This window comes from Ewingella americana, assembly GCF_006438725.1.
In the GTDB taxonomy this organism is placed as follows: domain Bacteria; phylum Pseudomonadota; class Gammaproteobacteria; order Enterobacterales; family Enterobacteriaceae; genus Ewingella; species Ewingella americana_A.
The window spans coordinates 59344-80951 of the sequence record NZ_RCZD01000007.1; the positions used below are offsets into that span (position 1 = coordinate 59344).

16 protein-coding genes are annotated in these 21608 nt (G+C 53.1%); 4 read left to right on the top strand and 12 right to left on the bottom strand.

The genetic code is table 11. The annotated features are described in order from the left end of the window. Positions 1–33: 33 nt before the first annotated feature. From recC to rppH, 9 genes are all read right to left on the bottom strand, one after another. Positions 34–3405 (bottom strand): exodeoxyribonuclease V subunit gamma, encoded by a 3372-nt coding sequence (gene recC, locus EAH77_RS13950; RefSeq protein ID WP_140473415.1) that lies wholly within the window; start codon positions 3403–3405, stop codon positions 34–36. A gap of 99 nt (positions 3406–3504) precedes the next feature. Beyond that, positions 3505–3843 (bottom strand): prepilin-type N-terminal cleavage/methylation domain-containing protein, encoded by a 339-nt coding sequence (locus EAH77_RS13955; RefSeq protein ID WP_241673460.1) that lies wholly within the window; start codon positions 3841–3843, stop codon positions 3505–3507. Next, on the bottom strand, positions 3827–4348 hold the full coding sequence (locus tag EAH77_RS13960) for a YgdB family protein (protein ID WP_140473417.1): 522 nt from the start codon (positions 4346–4348) through the stop codon (positions 3827–3829). Before EAH77_RS13960 ends, EAH77_RS13955 begins: the two co-directional genes overlap by 17 nt. Beyond that, positions 4345–4932, bottom strand: a complete 588-nt coding sequence (locus EAH77_RS13965; RefSeq protein WP_140473418.1) for a prepilin peptidase-dependent protein — start codon at positions 4930–4932, stop codon at positions 4345–4347. Before EAH77_RS13965 ends, EAH77_RS13960 begins: the two co-directional genes overlap by 4 nt. Further along, a complete protein-coding gene (locus EAH77_RS13970) occupies positions 4923–5420 on the bottom strand; it encodes a prepilin peptidase-dependent protein (protein WP_140473419.1) in 498 nt (165 codons plus the stop codon). The genes EAH77_RS13965 and EAH77_RS13970 overlap by 10 nt, the downstream gene beginning before the upstream one ends. 249 nt (positions 5421–5669) lie before the next feature. Beyond that, positions 5670–6464 carry a thymidylate synthase gene (gene thyA, locus EAH77_RS13975; RefSeq protein WP_140473420.1) on the bottom strand — a complete coding sequence of 265 codons (795 nt, stop codon included), beginning with the start codon at positions 6462–6464 and terminating at the stop codon, positions 5670–5672. Positions 6465–6470: 6 nt separating this feature from the next. Further along, positions 6471–7340, bottom strand: a complete 870-nt coding sequence (gene lgt, locus EAH77_RS13980; protein WP_140473421.1) for a prolipoprotein diacylglyceryl transferase — start codon at positions 7338–7340, stop codon at positions 6471–6473. A 306-nt stretch (positions 7341–7646) separates the two neighbouring features. Continuing rightward, entirely contained in the window at positions 7647–9893 is a 2247-nt protein-coding gene (gene ptsP / locus EAH77_RS13985; protein WP_140473422.1) for a phosphoenolpyruvate--protein phosphotransferase, read from the bottom strand. A gap of 11 nt (positions 9894–9904) precedes the next feature. Beyond that, on the bottom strand, positions 9905–10432 hold the full coding sequence (rppH, locus tag EAH77_RS13990; RefSeq protein ID WP_140473423.1) for an RNA pyrophosphohydrolase: 528 nt from the start codon (positions 10430–10432) through the stop codon (positions 9905–9907). Positions 10433–11126: 694 nt separating this feature from the next. Between rppH and mutH the strand changes: the two genes are divergently transcribed. The 4 genes from mutH (at position 11127) to EAH77_RS14010 (ending at position 15177) form a co-directional block, all read left to right on the top strand. Continuing rightward, positions 11127–11813 carry a DNA mismatch repair endonuclease MutH gene (gene mutH / locus EAH77_RS13995; RefSeq protein WP_140473424.1) on the top strand — a complete coding sequence of 229 codons (687 nt, stop codon included), beginning with the start codon at positions 11127–11129 and terminating at the stop codon, positions 11811–11813. 109 nt (positions 11814–11922) lie between these two features. Further along, positions 11923–12141, top strand: coding sequence for a YgdI/YgdR family lipoprotein (locus tag EAH77_RS14000; protein ID WP_140473425.1), 219 nt, complete (start codon positions 11923–11925; stop codon positions 12139–12141). Positions 12142–12403: 262 nt separating this feature from the next. Then, complete coding sequence (locus tag EAH77_RS14005; RefSeq protein WP_140473426.1) at positions 12404–13444, top strand: NADP(H)-dependent aldo-keto reductase; 1041 nt, start codon at positions 12404–12406, stop codon at positions 13442–13444. Positions 13445–13704: 260 nt separating this feature from the next. Beyond that, positions 13705–15177 (top strand): DASS family sodium-coupled anion symporter, encoded by a 1473-nt coding sequence (locus EAH77_RS14010; RefSeq protein ID WP_140473427.1) that lies wholly within the window; start codon positions 13705–13707, stop codon positions 15175–15177. 75 nt (positions 15178–15252) lie between these two features. On the opposite strand, the gene lplT is transcribed toward EAH77_RS14010, so the two are convergent. The 3 genes from lplT to EAH77_RS14025 form a co-directional block, all read right to left on the bottom strand. Then, positions 15253–16458, bottom strand: a complete 1206-nt coding sequence (gene lplT / locus EAH77_RS14015; protein WP_140473428.1) for a lysophospholipid transporter LplT — start codon at positions 16456–16458, stop codon at positions 15253–15255. Then, the gene (gene aas / locus EAH77_RS14020; RefSeq protein ID WP_140473429.1) at positions 16455–18620 is read right to left on the bottom strand and encodes a bifunctional acyl-ACP--phospholipid O-acyltransferase/long-chain-fatty-acid--ACP ligase; all 2166 of its coding nucleotides are present in this window, start codon (positions 18618–18620) and stop codon (positions 16455–16457) included. The genes lplT and aas overlap by 4 nt, the downstream gene beginning before the upstream one ends. A gap of 461 nt (positions 18621–19081) precedes the next feature. Further along, positions 19082–21343, bottom strand: coding sequence for a molybdopterin guanine dinucleotide-containing S/N-oxide reductase (locus EAH77_RS14025; protein ID WP_140473430.1), 2262 nt, complete (start codon positions 21341–21343; stop codon positions 19082–19084). Positions 21344–21608 lie beyond the last annotated feature (265 nt).

Consider the following 21608-nt stretch of genomic DNA (forward strand, 5'->3'; position numbering starts at 1 on the left):
CCCTCAATCACGTGAATTTTTATGCTCTCTCTACTATGCCAGATTGTGGCGGGCAATAGGCAAAAGGTAGCGCTCAGCCTCACGAACGATAATGTGCAGTTTTTGCGTATCAATCTGGCGGAAAACACGCTGAATATAAGGGTCGGCACCTTCGCCGGGAACGCGATAGTCACCCTGCCAGGCTTGCAGTAATTTGCTGCGGCCTTTTTCCTGCTTTTCAGCGTCGTGGCTAACAGCCCCAGAGCTTTGGTCAAAGCATTGTGCCAACCAGGCCCAGCCACTTTTATTGAGTAAAATTAAAGGCTCAGCCATTCCCTGCACATAACCAGCAATGAGATCATCCAAATACTGCATGGCCCTTTCAGGTGGTAAAGCCGCATAGCGCCACGCGGTTCCGCTTCGCCCATACATGCGGCTGTCACCCGTTCCACCCACAGCGCAATAGGCCAAATGTTCAATCCATAGCAATAGGCCATCTCGTGCCAATAATGCCGCAGGACGCCAGCGCAAAAGTCCACTTTCCTGCACCTGATGTAACCAGCCTGTCAGTTGTTTATCACCAACAGGCAAATTCAGCTCAATACTGGCGTGTTCCTGCCTTTCACTGCGAACCTGTTCTGCAAGTTCGGACATTTCTTCTAGCTGCTTCTGCCAGTAGATCTCACCGAAGGGTCCGTAGGGCAATCCGCCTGAGGCCCGGATACGGGAGAAAAGCTGCTTGCTGTTTTGCTCTTCAATGAGCGTGTTCAGAAGTTGTGAATTGAATTGGTAACGGTCAAGGTTATCCAAAATGAACGGTTCTTCATCCGAGAGTTCAGTCTCCTCCAGCACAAAGCTTACGTTCAGTCTCATCTGGAAGAAGGCCTTAATCGGATGACGATAAAAACGCAACAGGTTATCGAGCGTCACTTCAGTAAGCTGCAAAGGCTCCAACGGCTGATTGAAATCGATGGCTTCATCGCCCTGCAGGCTTGCCGCTGGAAGCCACTCTGCGGCATAGCTCTGATGCTCATTGTCTACTTCAAAATTGATGGCATCGAAAGGCGTGCGTGGATGCCAGCAAAGTAAGTGCTCAGTCACCCGCGCAGCACTTTCGTCGGCACCCAAATGACTGTCACTCTCAAGGCAGTAACTCTGCCCGATATATTCCAGCAGTTCACTCACCAGAACCGAAGGGTAACGCTCGCTGTTATCCTGGATAGAGCGCCCTATGTAGCTGATGTACAAGTAATCCTGAGCAGAAAGCAGCGCTTCCAGGAAGAGGTAGCGGTCATCATCACGGCGGCTGCGATCTCCACGCTCGACTTTTTGTGACATCAAATCAAAGCCCAGCGGAGGTAAAGTCCTTGGGTAAATACCGTCATTCATCCCCAATAGGCAGACCACCCGAAAAGGAATTGAACGCATTGGCATCAACGTACAGAAGTTAATAGGGCCAGCAAGAAAACGCTGACTTATACGTTCCTGATCAAGCTTTGAAGAAAGCTCATCGCGCAGGATAGAAAGCGGAACCCCATCAGGGTACTGCGCAGCCACACCATGACTGAGCACCTTTTGCCACTGTTGTTCAATCAATGCCAGCGCAACCTCGGTCTCACCTTCGGCTGAGAAGAAAGTGGCCAGCAGCTCCTGACATAAAGGTAACCACTCACTTACCGGGCGTTCCTGAGATAAGGTAATTCGCCACTGGCTGAGTTGCATCAGTAACTCTGCCAGATGTCCAGCCAGTTCAGCTGCCAGCCCGGTTGACTCATCGTAGGGTAAAACCCCTTGCCATTCACCGGACTGGCTGTCCATGGCATAGCCCAACAACATCCTGGTCAGACCAAAATGCCAGGTGTGCTGGCCGGTGGCGGGAAGCGATAATTCACGCACGTTGTCATCGTCCAGCCCCCAACGGATACCTGACTCGCCAACCCACTGGCGCAGTAAACGCAACCCATCTTCATCAATAGAGAAGCGCGTGGCTAGTGCCGGAACCTCAAGTAATCCCAGCACCTGTTCGGCAGTAAAACGGCTTTGTGGCAGATCCAGCAATGAGATAAATGCCTGAAGTGCAGGATGGGCCTGGCTCGCTTTTCGGTCTGACAGTGCAAAAGGCAAATAGCGGTCGGGCGGAGCATTGCCGAACACGGCCTGAATGTACGGCGCGTAGCTGTCGATGTCGGCCACCATCACGATAATATCTCGTGGAGTGAAGTCGGGATTCTGGGCCATTAACGCCAGCAGGTTGTCATGCAGTACTTCAATTTCACGCTGCGGGCTATGGCAAACATGCAGGCTTACGGAGCGGTCATCAGGCAGCAGCACCCGTTTTTGGCTGCTGTGCAACAAGGTTTCAGGGGTCATGCCAATCACAGCATTATCCTCAAGCTCCAGCATATCTTGCTGAATGGCATGTAAAAGGTTGTTGTGGCCCACATCGACAAAAGCCTGGACCTCCTGAATGTCATCGATTTGGGACAATAAATACATATGGTCGCGTCCCAGCTTTCCCCACGAAGCTAACAACGGATTACTGATATTCTGCTCGCCTTCATCATTAAAAAGCTGCGCAGCCTGCGAAGGATCACGAAACAGAGAGGCTTCTGTTTTCTCAATAAAATGGCGACGCTTACGGCTTTGCAACCGCGCCAGGAAAGCATAATTCTGAATATCGCCCCAGTAGTATTTACAAGGGTTGGTAAACATCAGGTGAATATCGATATGTTTGCCAAGTGCTTGTAACGCCTGCAAATAAATGGGTGGCAATGCGGAAATACCACAGATAAAGACTCTGGCGGGTAAACCGGCTGGAGTCTTTTTGGCTTGATCTAATTCAGAAATAAAGCGCTGGTAGAGATTGGCACGATGCCATTCAGGTTGCTGCAACTCCTCGGTGTAGAGGCAAAGCGCGCGCCACAGTGAGGCCTGCCAGCGCTGAGACTCATCGAGACCTTCAATTTCTTTCTCATTTTCCCAGGCTTGCAACCACTTAGGCCTGTAGACCAAATACTGGTCAAACAAATCCGCCACGCGTGCGGCAAGTTGGTGAATTTTGCGTTTGTCTTCATCATCATCCAGATAATGACGCAGTGCGGCAAAATCCTTGTCGGCTAATTTATGGGGAAGCAGCCACATCAGTTTCCAGGTCATGGCATCTTTACTGAAGGCGCTCTCTTTCGGAATACCCGGAAGGACTTTCGTGAACATGTCCCAGATGAAGGTCGCAGGCAGAGGAAAAGCTATATTTGCAGCGATGCCAAAAGTCTGTGCCAGCTCCATCTGTAACCACTGGGCCATACCTGGGCTTTGCACCAGTATGACTTCCTGACGGAAAGGATCAGCTAGCGGGCGTCCTTCAATCAGCGCCGTGGTGAGCGTTTCCAGAATATCTAATTGATTTGAATGATAAACCGTAAACATTAGCGCGTCCTTAAGAACAAAATGAAAAGAACTGATTTTAGAAACCCTGCACACCACTCTAACCAGCTTAAGACGTAATGAAAACCTATGGTCTCAGGCTCACCGATCCGGTGGGGCAGTTGAGTTACATATGATGCGGGTGGCCTGGGCGATATATCCTGATGGAGTTTGGATACGTGCGGTCACGGTTTTGCAGCCTCCAACCCCGGCAACTGCAATAATCTGGCTCTGCCAACCCACCAAAGACGCTGCATAACCTTTACCCGTTATCGCATAAGCATCAAGTTGTGCATGTGCCTCAGACCACGCCTGCCTGAATTGCCACTGACGCATGAAACCTTGAGTCAGTGACTGGTAATACTGCAGTAAACCCAGCAGTGAAACAGCCAGCAGCAGTGTGGCGATCAACGCTTCAGGCAAACTAAATCCCTTTTGCATGCGTTGCCTCCACGTGGGTAGCGTCACAATAGGTAGCGTCTGACTCTGGACAGAAGTCCAGCCAGCCCTGCTTAAGCGCCGACAGAACATACCTTCCTTCTGAGGTCTTCGTTGCCTTTACTTGCTGATATAACGTTAATGGCGGCGCATTCGCTGTCGTTATCCCCTCACCTTTGAGCAGAAAGAAACCCTCTCTCAATGAAGGGCGTATACAACTGGTCAGTGGTTGTCCAAGACCGGCCAAGACCATACTTCCACGCTGACACTGCCAGCCGTCTCCCGAGGGTATTGCCCAGGACAGTCGCATTCCCCAATTAAGGGACGACTCCGCCTGTTCCCATGCCATAAGATAACGGTGTTCATTAGCAGTAAGTAACAACGCACCAGACAAATGCTGACCCAGGGTCGTGAGAACCAAAAGACCAAGCGACATCATCATCACAATGCTCAATATCATCGCACTGCCACGCTCATGACCCTCTGTCAGTCTGTGTGCCTGTTTCATCGCTGATATCCTGAGACCTGTTTTTCGATCCTGCGATGTATGGCCAGCGCATCGCTCCAGTGCGCAGCCAGACGAAATGAGTACAGATGGCTGTTATCCCTTGAAACCGTGTCTGTAATGGTGAATTCGGTCACCTGCACTTCAGAGGGGTCCAGCAGTTTTTCCCAACCGCCCCCGGAGCAGTTCTCTGCCCCACGCTGCGTCTCTATCCCGCCCTGTCGCAACCGATAGCCGAAATAGTCTGGTTCACTGCTACCGGGCAGATCCCAACGCCCATTGCGATTGAGGTCATACACGATAATGACGCAGGAGTTGACCGCTTCACCTTCACTATTCCCAATCATCACGGTCTTACCTTTGCACTCACCATTGCAGAACCCTGCTCGCCGTAAATCTTTTTCGATATTAAACGCCGTCCCCCGCAGGAGTTGGTCCAACTGGAAGTGCCGCACAAGGCTTTGGCTGCGCTGACGCAGCAACGGGTACAGCTGTGCCGCGCTGAGCATCAGCATGCTGCCAATGCTAATCGCCATCAGCACTTCAGGCAGAGTGAAACCTTGTGCGCGAAGTTGATTCAGAGACATTGTGGTGCTCCCAGCATCGGTTTTCCTTCACTGCATAATCTGATACGGCCTCTGGCTGACAAAACCAAGCGAATGCTGCCTGCGGGATTTCTCAAGGTGATATGTCCCGCCTGTGCGGCATTGCGTATGCCATAGAACCCCATGACTTTGTCCGTAAAATCGAGAATTTCCATGTCGGGTTCAGATACCACAAAGCGCGGCACACGGTCAGAAGAGGTGCAATTTACCGGACGCGATGAATAACCGACACAGCCCGGAATGCCATCTATCGCCCATAAAATTATCGAACGGTTATAAGCATTAGCTTGCGTCTGTAAACCGCTGAGATAAAGCCTCAATCTTTGGGCATTCTGTTCGAGACGAAGCGCCTGCTGGTAACCCTGCCAGCCGTGCATCCCCCACAGACTGCAGATGCCTACCAGAATAATTACCACCAGGATTTCTATCAGGCTCATGCCTTGCTGTTTTGAGTCATGTGTTGTTTTCATGCCGCGAGTTTACTCAGCCATGTTTTGGCGACAACCGCCAAAACACAGGTTTCCAGCAAACCTCGGGAACATTTTTGAGCATTCGTCTTACACAACAAATTCTATGCGGGATGGCTCGCAAGACGATAAAACAGGCAGAAATTATTGTGGAGAAAACCAGAATAAAGCGTAGAAAAGGTGGCAGGAGCAGAACGCAAGTTTGGCGGGAAAGATCCCCCGCCAGCGTGTGGTCGGCGGGGAAGTCAGGACTTAAATTGCGACAGGGGCTTTGATCGCAGGATGCGGATCATAGCCTTCGATATCAAAGTCTTCGAAACGATAGTCAAACAGGGATGCCGGCTTGCGCTTGATGATCAGTTTAGGCAAAGCACGTGGTTCACGGCTCAGTTGCAAATGCGTCTGATCCATATGGTTGTTGTAGAGATGCGTATCACCACCGGTCCAGACGAAGTCACCGACGTCAAGGTCACACTGCTGGGCCATCATGTGTACCAGTAAGGCGTAGCTGGCAATATTGAAAGGCAGCCCAAGGAAGATGTCGCAAGAGCGCTGATACAACTGGCAGGATAGCTTGCCATCAGCCACATAGAACTGGAAAAACGCATGGCAAGGTGCCAGCGCCATTTGATCCAGCTCCCCGACATTCCACGCAGAAACAATAATGCGGCGGGAGTTTGGGTCCTGTTTCAATTGGTTTACCACATTGGTCAACTGGTCGATCTGCTTACCGTCGGCAGAGCCCCAGGCGCGCCATTGCTTGCCATATACCGGCCCCAGATCACCGTTTTCATCTGCCCACTCGTCCCAGATAGAGACGTTGTTTTCACGCAGATAAGCGATGTTGGTTTCGCCTTTCAGGAACCATAACAGCTCATGAATGATGGAGCGCAAATGACACTTTTTAGTGGTGACCAGCGGGAAGCCATCTTGCAGATTGAAACGCATCTGATGACCGAAAATTGACACCGTACCCGTACCGGTACGGTCAGCTTTAGGTGTGCCCTCATCGAGCACTTTTTGCATTAAATCCAGATACTGTTTCATGTTACCTCACGACAATTGTTTCTGCGGGCGGCGATAGGCCCAGATCATCATGATGACGCCGATGACAATCATTGGAACGGAAAGGATTTGCCCCATGCTGAGGAAACCGTCAAACAAGCCAAGCTGAGCATCTGGTTGGCGATAATGCTCAACGAGGCTGCGGAAAGCGCCATAACCAATCAGGAACAGGCCGGACACAGCGCCCATTGGGCGAGGTTTGCGGATAAACAGGTTGAGGATAATAAACAGCACCACACCTTCAAGCAGCAGTTCATATACCTGCGACGGGTGACGCGGCAGAACACCGTACTGGTTCAGCAATGGCTGCCATTTAGGGTCAGCGGCGGCGATAGCAATATCTTCCTGACGCGAACCTGGGAACAACATCGCCCATGGCACATCGGTGGTCACGCGGCCCCATAACTCGCCATTGATGAAGTTACCCAAGCGGCCGGCACCCAGACCAAAAGGAATCAACGGAGCAATGAAGTCGGCAACCTGGAAGAAAGTGCGCTTAGTACGACGCGCAAACCACAGCATGACCACGATAACGCCGATCAAACCGCCGTGGAAGGACATACCGCCGTCCCAGACTTTGAATAAATAGAGCGGATTTTCGAGGAACAAAGGCAGGTTATAGAATAGGACATAACCGATGCGGCCACCGAGGAAGACACCGAGGAACCCGGCGTACAGCAGATTCTCAACTTCGTCCTTCGTCCAGCCACTGCCCGGCTTGTTGGCACGGCGAACCGCCAGCCACATTGCAAAGACAAAACCGACCAGATACATCAGACCGTACCAGTGCAGGGAAACCGGACCTACAGAGAAAATGACCGGATCAAACTGGGGAAACGCCAGATAGCTGTTACTCATCTATCACCACAAATAGTTTATTGTTATATACCCTGAGTACTTCAGGTCGTAGGTGCGTTGGCTACACTCCCTCACCCCAATCACTTACACAAGTAAGCTTATCTGGATTAGTTCGTTTGCCGCCTTGCTACAGCGCGAATTATTTTGGGTATCGCCCGGTTAGGGGTCAGCAGGGCACGGATCATAGCACAGGCAGTGCCCACCAAGGACAAGGCAGGCTGGAAAAGTTCTGTAAAAAAACGTCTCACACCTTACCCTTAGGACAGCCAAAGCGTCGGGCCCCTGAAGGATGAAACATAGGAGTATTTATTTACCGCCGCGAATCAAACCACCTAATCCACGTCTCTCCATAAATGCTGCAGTCATATGGCGCACGTCGGTGGTGAACTGTGCTTCCAGCACCCGGCGAGAGAGCTCCTGCGCATCAGCTAAGTCTATGCGACGCAGCAGATATTTAATTCTGGCGACGCTTCGCCCGTTCATGCTGAGGTTGCGATATCCCATGCCGGTTAGCAGCAATGCGCCCATCGGATCACCGGCCATTTCACCGCAAATGCTGAGGGGTAAGTCGGCGGTTTCGGCATCAGTCACAATCTGTTTAAGCACCCGCAGCATGGCCGGATGCAGGCTGTCATACAGCCCGGCGACACGCGTATTATTGCGGTCAACTGCCAGCAGATATTGGGTTAAATCATTGGTGCCCACGGAGAGAAAATCGACCCGTCCGGCCAGTGAAGGCAGCATGAAGATCATGGATGGCACTTCAATCATCACGCCGATACGCGTTTTAGGTAAGTCGTAACCGAGCTGTTCCTGCACCTCACGGGCGGCGCGGTCGATCAGGCGACGCGCCTCATCAATCTCTTCGAGACTGGTGATCATCGGCAGCAAAATGCCAAGGTTACCGGTAGCAGCATTGGCCCGCAGCATAGCGCGAACCTGAATGAGGAAAATTTCTGGCTGATCGAGGGTGATACGTATCCCACGCCAGCCGAGACAAGGGTTCTCCTCACTGATCGGCATATACGGCAGCTGTTTGTCAGAACCAATATCCAGAGTACGCAGGGTCACAGACTTGGTGGGGAACAGCTGTAACATTCCCTGATACTGCGCCACCTGCTCTTCTTCCGACGGGAAACCGCTTTGCAGCATGAAAGGAATTTCTGTGCGATAGAGGCCAACGCCATCAACGCGGCTGCCGAACAGCTTTTCGTGATCGGCGCTCAGGCCTGCATTGAGCATCACCTGAACCCGTTCTCCGGTTTTCATCGCTGCGGGCTGTTCTACGTCATCTTCTGCACGCTGGCTCAGCTCCATCTCTTCGCTGATCAATCGCTTATATTCGTTAACCAGCACCGGTTCTGGGTCGATGAGCAGTTCGCCACGATAGCCATCAACAATCAATTGGCGCTGATTGAGCAACGACGGCTGAATATCGGCACCCATAATGGTCGGCACCCCCATGGCACGCACAAGAATCGCCGCATGGGAGTTGGAAGCGCCGTCACGCACAACCACACCGGCCAGCCGGTCTTGCGGAACTTCAGCCAATAAGGTGGCAGTCAGCTCGTCTGTCACCAGAATAAAACGCTCCGGCCACTGGGTATTGCCCTGAATAGTGTCGTCGAGATGGAATACCAACCGCTGACCGAGCGCCCTCAGGTCACTCCCGCGTTCACGCATATAGGTGTCTTGCAGGCTGGCAAACTGTGCTGCAAATTCCTCAACGACTTTTTTGACTGCCCACTCTGCCACTGCGCCTTTATCGATTTCAGCGAAAAGTTCACGCTTTAGCCGTGCGTCATTGAGCAAGTGGGAGTAGAGGTCAAAAATAGCGGCGCTCTCTTTCTGCGCGCTGGCACTGAATCGTTTGCTGAAACGGCGAAATTCTGCACCGGCGTCTTCCAGTGCACGGGTCAGGCGTTCGCGCTCACGCACGGTGTCCAGCGTGGACGCCATGTATACCTGATCGAGCGAAGGCTGCGTGCTGTCCTGCCAGCCGGTGCCAATGGCAACGCCGGGGGAAGCCGCGAGTGCTTTAACCCGGGTCTGGCGAAAGCGGCCATAAAGGACGTTGAGTTGAGCCTGAGATAAAATGCCCGCCAGCTGGTTAGCCAACGTGACCATGAAAGACTCTTCGCTTTCGTCGAACTGCCGGTGTTCACGCTGCTGGATAACCAGCACGCCAAGCAGTTGGCGACGGTGAATGATCGGCACGCCGAGGAAGGATCGGAAAAGATCTTCTTTTACCTGGGGGATATATTTGAAACTGGGGTGGCTTTGCGCATCGGCAAGGTTGATCGGTTCAGCCAGCCGGCCCACCAGCCCAACGATACCTTCGTCGAATGCCAATGCGATAGTGCGCCCGCGAGGTTTTTTCAAACCTCGCGTCGCCATCAGGTAGTAACAACGGCGGTCATTGTCAGCGAGATACACCGAACACACTTCGGTGTCCATCGCCAGGCAGGTTTCACTGACCAACACATCCAGCGCATCGTTCAGGCTGGACGCCATTGCTACCTTTTCAACAATTTCTCGCAAACGCGTGAGCATTTCTTCGTGACTTAGCCTCTTTTCCGACGGTAAGCGGGCGATGTCCGGGGCACGGCGATTTCTTGCATTGGCATCACGGTCATGGAGAACTCTTTCATCACACGACGATAAACATCACGCTTGAAAGACACGACCTGACGCACCGGATACCAGAAACTCACCCAGCGCCAGCCATCAAATTCTGGCGTACTGCTGCGCTGCATGTTGATGTCTGCATCATTGCACATCAATTGCAGCAGGAACCATTTTTGCTTTTGGCCGATACACACCGGCTTTGTATCCCAACGCACCAAACGTTTTGGCAATTTATAGCGCAACCAGTTGCGGGTCGAAGCCAGAATACGCACGTCTTTTCTGCCAAGACCCACCTCTTCAAACAGCTCACGGTACATGGCCTGTTCGGCAGTTTCACCGGGGTTGATGCCACCTTGTGGAAACTGCCAGGAGTGCTGGCCGTATCGTCTGGCCCATAAAACCTGGCCCTGCTTGTCGCAGATTACGATACCAACATTCGGGCGGTAGCCATCATCATCGATCACCGGACTACCTCGATAAGCTTAAAATCATAGATGTTCTGATTGTTTCACACTACCAAGAGGCGGTAAACCACTGCTTCGCCCCTATCTTCAGGAATAAAATGGGATAACTCAGGCTAAATGACAAAGTTATGAACAGGCCCGTCCCATTCCGTGCAATTTTATTCACTTTTTCTGTGGATAGGTGTGTGAAGAACTTCATAGCAAGAGGGGTAAAACTATTTTAAGCTTTTTCCTAAGTGATTTTGACCATCAATTAATAATGTTTAATTTCAATTAATTAAAAGTAATTCACAGCTTCTCCACCGGGTTTACCTACAGTGTATTTGTCCTCTGCAACAACAACTGGTGAAAGATCCACCGATGACGTTTTTATCCACAGAGAAAAGACATGCATTGGCTATTTATGGGGCAAAATGACAAAATAACCCCGCCGTCAAGCCTGTAAATCAAACCAGTGATCGTCATTGCGGTGGGTTATCCAGAAAATCTGTGGATAACTAGGGGGAAGATCCTGTTCATTGTCCGCCTCAACTGTGGGTTAACCTAAAATTATTCGCTAACGATGCGACGCGTCACGAAAAAAAAACCGCAGTAAATCATGCTATTATTCGTGGTCTTCGCGGGTATAACTTTTAATTATCGCAGTCTGCCCACCCGCGTATAAAAATTAACCAACAATTCCGGGACTTGCTGTATGTCGATTCCACTGCCCATGACTGAACCCCCCCGTAACGAACAGGCGTTGCTGGCACGCGCGCAATCTCTGGCGGGTTATTCTCTGGGTGAATTAGCCGCCCACGCCAGGCTTGCGATCCCACCCAATTTGAAACGCGAAAAAGGTTGGGTGGGCATGCTGCTGGAAGTTTATCTGGGCGCAATGGCCGGCAGTAAACCGGAACAGGATTTCGCTGAAATAGGTATCGAGCTCAAAACCATCCCTATCGATGCGGCCGGTAAACCGCTGGAAACCACGTTTGTTTGTGTCGCACCGCTGACTGGCAACAGCGGCGTGACATGGGAAAGCAGCCATGTTCGCCACAAACTGGCTCGCGTACTCTGGATCCCGGTGGAAGGAGAACGTCAGATCCCACTTTCGCAAAGAAGGATTGGCGCGCCGTTGCTGTGGAGCCCTTCTGATGAGGAGCAGCAGCAACTGCGTCAGGATTGGGAAGAGTTAATGGATTTGATCGTACTAGGGAAAGTCGAAACCATCACCGCCCGCCACGGTGAAGTACTGCAACTGCGCCCGAAGGGCGCCAACAGCAAAGCGCTGACTGAAGCTATCGGCGAATTGGGTCAGCCGATCATGACCTTGCCACGCGGGTTCTACCTCAAAAAGAGTTTTACCGGATCTCTGCTCGCCAGACATTTTCTGCTTTAGTCGATCTTTCTTCTGAATTTAGCAACAAAACCCCCTTTTTACCCAACATCAACCGGGAGTTTTGCTACGCTAATAACTGTTTGAACAAGCGCACAATGAAGGAATAGCAATGAAAAAAAGCTTATTGATGATCAGTGCAGCGTTGATCGCAGTTAGTCTGGCCGGCTGCGCCAGTAATTATGTGATTTCAACCAAAGACGGCAGCATGATCCTCACGGACGGCAAACCTACACTGGATAAATCCACCGGTTTGTTGAGCTATACCGATGAGCAAGGCAACGAGCGTCAAATCAACAACGATAACGTCAGCCAGGTGATGAAACGCTAAGCCCGTTCAGGTTAGACGTTGAGGTAGGGTGCCAGCGGTGATTTGCCGCTGGCATTTTTGTCTACCCGCACAACCCGCCTTGCCATTTCCTGCCGAACTCAGCTTGCCACTTCCCCCATCCGCGTCGCTTGTATATAGTCAGATATCGTCTCTGACGCACAGACAGCCTCTTTAAAGTAGGTCACGTCTTTAAATAGATATAAAAGTCAGTTAAGGCACTTTTCATCGGCCTGACATTCTCAAAAAGTAAGGAAGACCGGCAATGCAATATCACCGTATACCCCACAGTTCTTTAGAAGTGAGCTTACTGGGACTTGGCACCATGACGTTTGGTGAACAGAACAGCGAAGCCGAAGCCCATCAACAGCTCGATTACGCCGTTGCTGCTGGCATCAATCTGATTGATACGGCAGAAATGTATCCGGTGCCGCCGCGTCCTGAAACTCAGGGCCTTACCGAAAGCTATATTGGCAGTTGGCTCAAAGCCCGCGGCAATCGTGAAAAGATCGTACTGGCCAGTAAAGTGTCCGGGCCTTCACGTGGCAGCGACAATGCCATCCGCCCTGATCAATATCTGGATCGCAAAAATATCCGCGCCGCGCTGGACGCCAGCCTGAAACGTTTGAATACCGACTATCTGGATCTCTACCAGTTGCACTGGCCTCAACGCCCGGCGAATTTCTTCGGCAAACTGGGTTACCAGTACACCGACGACAGCTCACCGGTCACTATTCTGGAAACGCTGGAAGCGCTGAATGAGCAGGTTCGTGCCGGTAAAATCCGCTACATCGGGGTATCCAATGAGACGCCATGGGGCGTGATGCGTTACCTGCAATTGGCCGAGAAACACGATCTGCCACGCATTGTGTCGATCCAAAATCCGTACAGCCTGCTGAACCGCAGTTTTGAGATCGGTCTGGCGGAAATTAGCCAGCACGAAGGCGTGGAACTTCTGGCCTATTCAAGTCTGGCTTTCGGCACGCTGAGCGGCAAGTACCTCAACGGTGCGAAACCAGCGAACGCGCGTAATACGCTGTTCAGCCGCTTTACCCGTTACTCTTCGCCGCAGTCTGAAGCCGCCGTGGCCGAATATGTGGCACTGGCGAAAAAGCACAGTCTGGACCCATCACAGATGGCGCTGGCCTTTGTGCGTCAGCAACCGTTTGTCGCCAGTACTCTGCTCGGTGCGACATCGCTGGAGCAGTTGAAGATCAACATCGACAGCCAAAACCTGACGCTGGATCAGGACGTGCTGAACTCTTTGGAAGAGCTCCACAAACGCTTCACCATTCCTGCGCCGTAATCGTGGCTAATAAGCCTTAAAAAGGGCGCTGTGCTGGTCAGAATTTACTGACGGCACAGCGCCCTTTTTTATCGCCTTCTTGTACTATCAATGATTTCGGACAACTACTACGCACCTCCCAGTACCTATTATCGTTGGGCGGTCGGTGCTCCTCTCACAATGCGGCCAGCGTTGATCACAGAATAAAGGCATTAGTTAATCTCAGATTACTGCTCCTGCTTTTCTGAGATGTTCATTATCTCTGGAAGAGTGAAAACATTATGGATCGGATGACCCCGCTGAAACCTGTTCCTTCGTTTATCGCAATAGCCATTACGCTCATTATCTGGTTTGTTATTCCGCACCCTCAGGAAGTGACGCCCAATGCATGGCATCTGCTGGCGCTGTTTGTCGGCACAATTGCAGCGATTATTGGCAAAGCCTTGCCGATTGGCGCCCTCTCCATCATCGCCATTGCTTTGGTTGCACTCACCGGGGTGACCAATCCCGGCAAACCTGCTGCGGCACTGAATGATGCGCTCAGCGGTTTTTCAAATAATCTTATCTGGCTGATTGGTATTTCGATCATGCTGTCGCAAAGCCTGAATAAAACCGGGCTGGGTGCGCGCATTGGTTACTATTTTATTTCTCTGGTCGGTAAAAGTACTTTAGGGATTGCCTATGCGCTGGCCATTGCCGAAACCCTGCTGGCACCGGTAACACCCAGCAATACCGCCCGTGGTGGCGGTATTATTCACCCGATTATGCGCTCTATTGCCGACAGCTTTGATTCAAAACCGGAGCCGGGGTCGACGGAAAAAATTGGCCGTTACTTAGCGCTGGTTAACTACAATATCAACCCGATTACTTCCGCGATGTTTATTACTGCCACTGCGCCTAACCCATTGATTGTCAATCTTATCATGAAAGAGATCGGCTCAAGCTTTGAGCTGACCTGGGGAATGTGGGCTATCGCAGCGCTGTTGCCTGCGCTGGTTTCTTTGATTGTGATTCCCCTGGTGATCTATTGGTTATATCCGCCCCAAATCAAAATAACGCCGAATGCTCAGGTGTTTGCCAAAGAAAAAATGCGTGAACTCGGCCCCGTTTCCCTGCCAGAGAAAATCACCCTCTCAGCGTTTGGTTTGCTGTTGCTGTTGTGGGCGGGCATTCCGGCTTTCTTATTGGGTCAGACATGGGCGGTAGACCCGACAACGGCGGCCTTTATAGGGTTGTCCGTTCTGCTGATAACAGGCGTATTAAGCTGGGATGATTTATTAAAAAATAAAGGCGCGTGGGATACGATTGTCTGGTTCGCTGCGCTGGTGATGATGGCAACCTTCCTCGGCAAACTGGGCTTAATCAGTTGGCTGTCACAGAGTGTGGGGGGTGCAATTGATAACTTAGGCATCGGATGGATTGGCGGCACGATTCTGCTGGTTTTGGTCTATGTTTATTCCCACTACTTCTTCGCCAGCACCACGGCGCATATCACGGCCATGTTCGCTGCTTTCTTCACCGCCGGTCTGGCTCTCGGCGCACCTCCGGCATTCTTAGCCTTAATCCTGGCGTTCTCTTCCTCTTTGATGATGTCCCTGACCCACTACGGTACCGGTACAGCGCCGATCATCTTTGGTTCAGGCTACGTCACGCTGGGTGAATGGTGGAAAACCGGGTTTATTCTCAGCGTGATTAACCTGATTATCTGGATCACCGTAGGGGGATTATGGTGGAAGTGGCTGGGCTACTGGTAAATGTCACTGAACACATCAGGTTAAAATGCAACAACCCCGGATTGACCGGGGTTGTTATTGATTGAAAGCGATAAACTACGCCCGGCGCTTTTGCATCACCTGCCACACCCACAGCGCTGTAATAGCCAGTGCGAAGACCACACCGAAACCGATACCAATGCCCACCACTGGCACGCCAACCATCACCACCAGTGAGTACAGCCCCAGCATCAATAGCATCGCAGTGTTCTCACCGAGATTCTGCACCGCAATCGCATTACCCGCACCGACAGACTCTTTACCGCGATGCTGTAACAGCGCATTGAGCGGCACCACGAAGAACCCGCCAAGCACACCCACAATCACCAACAGCAGATAGCTGTTCATCATGCTGGTTTGCACCGCAAAAACAACCACCGCCACGCCAATCGCCACGCCCGCAGGCAGGCAGCGTTTCACCGTTTTGAGGGTGATCAGTTTGGCGGCAGCAGCGGCACCAAAGACGATACCAATCGCCACCATTGCGTTAAGCAACGTCGGGGTTTTGTTGTCAGTAATACCGAGCGCCACCGGCACCCACAGCACCAGCAGGAATCGCAGCGTAACGCCAGCGCCCCAGAACAGACTGGTCCCGACCAGAGAGAAGCGGGTTTCGCCGTCGTTCCACAAAATACGGCAGGCGCGGAAGAAGGTGCAGGTCATGGCTTTAGGATTCCATGACTGCCCCGGACGCGCTGCGGCAAGCTGCGGAATAAACCAGTTCGCCACCACTGCCGCCGCATAGGCCAGCACACAGATGCCGAGCGCGGCCAGAATACTCCAGTCAGCCAACGCACCGCCGGCCACCGAGCCAAGCAAAATCGCGGCGATGGTTGATGCTTCCATCAGACCGTTGGCTTTCACCAGCTGTTCACCTTCGGTAATTTCACCGAGAATGCCGTATTTAGCCGGTGAATAGGCCGCCGCGCCGATCCCGACCAGCGTATAACCGAGGAACGGATTCAGTCCCGCGCAGATTACCGCTGCACCGGCCAGCTTGAGAATATTGGCGAACATCATCACCCGGCCCTTGGCAAAACTGTCGGCGAACTGGCCGACAAACGGTGCGAGAATGATGTAGGTGGCGACAAACGCCATTTGCAGAATCGGCTGGCTCCAGTCGGGATACAACTGTTGCTTAATCAGCGCCAGTGCGGCAAACAGCAACGCGTTATCGCCAAAGGCCGACAGGAACTGTGCGGCGATCACCGCCGTCATACTGCGCGACATCAGCGGGGATTTTGCAGCTAAGGGCTGGGTCATGCCTCATTCTCCGGTTTTTCTGCCATCTCGCGCAGGGTGACAAAGTCAGGTTTTCCGCTGCCGAGTAACGGCAGCGCTTTGACCACGCGGATCTCGCGCGGCACATTAAGCTCAGGCAGCCCCAATTCGCGGGCGGCTTTTGATAGGGCGTCACGACGCAGTTCGGCGTCGGTAGTAAACAGCACCAAAGCTTCACCCTTGCTGCTGTCGCTACGAGAGGTCGCGGCGTGCTGGCAGTCAGGCGAGGCTTTCAGCGCCACCTGCTCGACGCTTTCCAGCGAGACCATTTCACCGGCCAGTTTCGCAAATCGCTTCACGCGGCCTTTAATCACACAGAAACCCCGCTCATCGAGCGTGACAATATCTCCGGTGTCGTACCAGCCTGGCTGCATATCGCCGTCAGCATTTTCGGCCTGTGGCGTTTCCAGTACACCGGGGTTTTCCACCCGCAGATAGCCTTTCATGATATTCGGCCCACGCAGTTGCAGGCGTCCACCCTCTTCGATTCCCGGCACGTTAATCAAACGCGACGCCATGCCCGGCATGATGCGACCCACGGTATTGATTTTGGTCGCCATCGGCACATTGATAGAGACCACGGGCGCGCATTCCGTCACGCCGTAACCTTCCAGAATGCGGATACCAAATTTGTCCTGCCAGATTTGCTTGGTGCTTTCAGACAGTTTCTCGGCACCGGCCACCACGTAACGCAAGCGCGCAAAATCATACGGATGCGCAAAACGGGCGTAATTACCGAGGAAAGTCGAGGTGCCAAACAGCACGGTGCAGTTCTGGTCATAGACCAGTTCTGGCACGATGCGGTAATGCAGCGGGCTGGGGTAGAGGAACACCCGCGCACCGGTAATGAGGGGTGTCAGCAGGCCGACGGTCAGACCAAAGGCGTGGAACAGCGGTAGCGAGGACATAAACCTGTCGCGCGGCGTGAAATCCGCAATAGTGCGGATCTGCTCGACGTTGGCCAGCAGGCTGGCGTGGGAATGCACCACGCCTTTCGGGTTGCCTTCCGAGCCGGAGGTAAACAGCACCAGCGCCGCGTCATCGGCTTTCTGTGGCAGCATCGCCCGGCGCGGGAAGATCAGGTGGAACAGGATCCACAGCTTATCTTCGGTGGTCACGGTATCTTTCAGATCTTCCAGATAGACCCACTTCGCCTCAGGTACATTCTCCGGCAGGTGGGTTAATTTGCCTTTTTCCAGAAACTGTCGAGAAGTGATGATGGTTTCTATCTGCGCCGCTTTCATCGCGCTTTTGATGCCTTTGGCACCCGCCGTATAATTGAGCAGCGCCGGAATGCGATTACGCATTGACGCGCCAAACAGCGCCGCCGCCATAATTGTGGCGTTCGGCAGCAGCATACCGACGTGTTCACCTTCGCGGGTGAAGCGTTGCAGGATGCGGCTGACGCCGAGGGATTTTTTCAGTAACCCCTGGTAGGTATCTTCTTTGAAGGCGATGTCAGCAATGCAGAGTTTACGGCGGCCATAGCGAGTCTGTGCAGACAGCAATGCCTGATAGAGCGTTTCCGGCTCGCGGGTGTTCATCCGCGCATCCATCATGATGTCATGCAGCTTCTGCCCGGCCAGTACGCGACGTTCACGGGCGCGCGGCGCATCCGGCATCGGCACCTGCTGTGGAGGCAAAATGTTGATGGTGATCTTCGGGAACCAGCGGATTTTAAAGCTGCCAAACAGGCGGCCAAATGGCGTGTACTCCGCACCGTCAATGCGCACCGGTACGACGGTAGCCTGCGACTTCGCCGCCACAAAGGCTGCGCCGTCGTAAATTTTCATCAGTGAACCGGTCACCGTGATACGCCCTTCAGGGAACACCACCACCGGGCGGCCTTTCTCGACTTCACGCACCAGTCTCTTGATAGCCATCGGCTTGGTGGGATCCAGCGGCACGAAATCAACATAAGACTTCAGCCACTGCATATACCAGCTATCGGTGATGTTCGAATAGACCGCAAACACCGGTTTGACCGGCAGGAACAGCACCAACAGTACGCCGTCGATAAACGAAACATGGTTCGGCGTGATCAGCAGCTTTGGATAATCAAAACTGGCGTTGGCGGGCGTGACCGTCACGCGATATAACAGACGGAACAGTAGCCTGAAAAATGAAAACAGAAGGTTATACATCTGAGCCATCTCCTTATGAGTCATCCCTGATTCTGAAAGAAAAAAGGTTAGGGAAACAGCATACTATAGGAGAGAGGAATTTTACGACGGGCAGGTATAAGTTTAGGAGTGTCGCTGATTCAGCAATGCCGAAAAAAAGGCAAAAAAAACCTACGCATCCGCGTAGGTTGGTGCAAATCTAATCGGTATCAACATACAGAGTACGTTGATGATTCACCAATCAATACCTCTGGGACGTTCAATTTAGCCGCTTTGCCTTATTCGCAGCCAGCAAGCAATCGAAACATATTCCCGCAAAGTGTAACCAGTGGTGAAAAACTGTCTGTTTTCCGTCATGAACATCAGACGGTTACCGGATCAGCGGGGTTTTACCGACTAAATCATTGGCGCTGTAGCAACGCTGCGGGCAAAACGCCCCGAATTACGGAGCCACGTCGGTGATTCGCAGGACAGAAGCGGCATCAGGCATGCAGGGTAACCTCCACCAGACAGCTCATGGCGTTCGGCCCTTGCGTCAACGGCGAAGTGCCGATATCCAGCGTCAGCACGTTCGGGTTACCCGCCTGCTCGGTCTCCTGCCATTTGCCGCCAAAGCCAGGGTCAAACCACGCGCCGGTCGCCATCAGTACTACACCACGGGTAATGCCGTCGTTGAGCGATACGCCGGCCAGGCAACTGCCGCGATCGTTGGAGACTTTCACCAGCGCACCATTTTGCAGACCGCGCCCGGCGGCGTCCTCGGGGTGCATCATCAGGGTTTCTTTGCCTGCCGTTTTGTTCGACTGCGCCAGCGGTGACTGATCCAGCTGGCTATGCAGACGGTCTTTCGGCTGAATGGAGATCAAATGCAGCGGCCACTGTTTCGCGGTGTCAGAACCCAGCCACTCTACCGGCGGTTTCCATTCAGGATGACCGGCGAAATCTTTGTAGCCGTAGCTGGCAATTTTTTCAGAGAACAGCTCAATTTTTCCGCTCTGCGTGCCGAGTGGATTGGCTCTCGGGCTTTTACGGAACTCTTCGAAGAACACGAAATCTTTCTCCGGCATCGGTAACTCGACAAAGCCGCGTTCCCAGAAGCTTTCGAAATCGGGCCATTCCACGCCGGTACCGTTCTGCGCTTCGCCACATTTTCGGTAGATATGGCGTAGCCAGGCATCCTCGTTGCGCCCCTGCGTGAACTGCTCGCGGTAGCCCAGACGCTCAGCCAGATCGGCAAAAATGTCGAAGTCATTACGTGCCTGATGCTGCGGCGCAATCGCCTGATGCATCGCCAGCACGAAGCGGTCGCGGGACGATCCACCGATATCATTACGCTCAAGCGTGGTGGTCGCCGGCAACACGATGTCAGCCATTTTGGCGGCCGGGGTCCAGACGTTGTCCTGAACAATGATGGTGTCCGGCTTCTGCCACCCTTCCACCAGCCGGTTAAGCTGCTGATGGTGATGGAACGGGTTACCGCCTGACCAGTGCACCAGATGGATCTCCGGGTAGTTCAGCGTTTCCCCCTGAAACTCATACGGCTGGCCCGGGTTGAGCAACATGTCGCTGATACGCGCTACCGGGATCGATAACCCTGACGGGTTGGGTCCGGCGCTCACCGCCGGTCCCGGCGTGTCAAAGCGCGGGTTGCCGACGCTGTTCATCGAACCGTGACCAAAGGAGAAGCCGCCACCCGGCAGACCGACCTGTCCGAGCATCGCCGAGAGCGCAATCATCATCCAGTACGGCTGTTCGCCGCGATGGGCGCGCTGCACCGAATAAGAGCAGGTGATGAAACTGCGCACGCCAATCAACTGCTGCGCCAAACGGGCGATACGCTCAGCCGGGATGCCAGTAATGTCGCTCGCCCACTCCGGGGTTTTCGCCACGCCGTCGGTTTCCCCTTGCAGGTAGGCCGCCAGTTGCGGATACCCAACGCAGTGGCTGGCGAGGAAAGCATCGTCCTGCGCGCCCTGACGCTGAATTTCGAAGGCCATCGCCATCATCAATGCGGCATCAGTATTGGGCCGGATTGGGATCCACTCAGCATTCAAAAATGCCGGGCAGTCATCACGCATCGGGCTGATGTTGATCACCGGCGTGCCCTTTTTCGCCAACTGCTCGAGCGCCGGTTTCAGCGTGTGCTCCACGGCACCGCCGGAGGCCACCTGCGCGTTTTTCAGCGCCAGCCCGCCAAAGGCCAACAGGATCTCGGCATTGTCTACCACGCTTGGCCACGAAGTGACCCGACCGGTCATCGGCGTAAAGGTGCCAATCACATAAGGCAGGAAAAACTGCGCCGATCCCCAGCTGTAGTTGCCCTGCTGATCGACCCCGCCGCCGCCAGTGAAATAAAAGCGCCGCACCAGAGATCGCGCGTGATGCAGGCGACCGGCGGAGGACCAGCCGTACGATCCGTTGAAAATGCCCGAGGCGCCGTAGCGATCACGCACGCGTTTGTTCTCTTCCGCGACCAGATCCAGCGCCAGATCCCAGTCAACTTCGACAAAATCTTCTTTACCGCGCAGCGTGCGGTCACTGTTTTCGCGCTTTTGCAGCCACGAACGGCGCACCGCCGGTTTGCGGATACGTTTATCGGAGTAAACCAGCGGGACGATGGAGTCGAGCAACGGCGAAGGATCGGCATCCGCAGAGTAAGGTTCACAGCGGATCAACCGCCCGTCTTCAACTACGGCGGTGTAGGCTCCCCAATGAGCCAATTGCGGATAACGTTTGATTGTCATGTTGTTCTCAGGTGGGATTTTTATTATAGGCAAGTGAATAGGGTTAAAAATAGCATTGTGGGCAGCCGGAACTCAAAGCACAAATATCGATAATCGGCAGTGTTCGCAGGCAAAGCGGGTGTTATTTAATTTTGCTCTGCTGTTGCTCAGGCGACAAAACATTGCCTTGCATCACAAAGTTGCGATCTGTCCCCCTTGCCCCACCGCGTTTTTTCCGCAAAACTGGTAGTGTAAACGTTTACCCTCACACAAATTTTGGACGTGT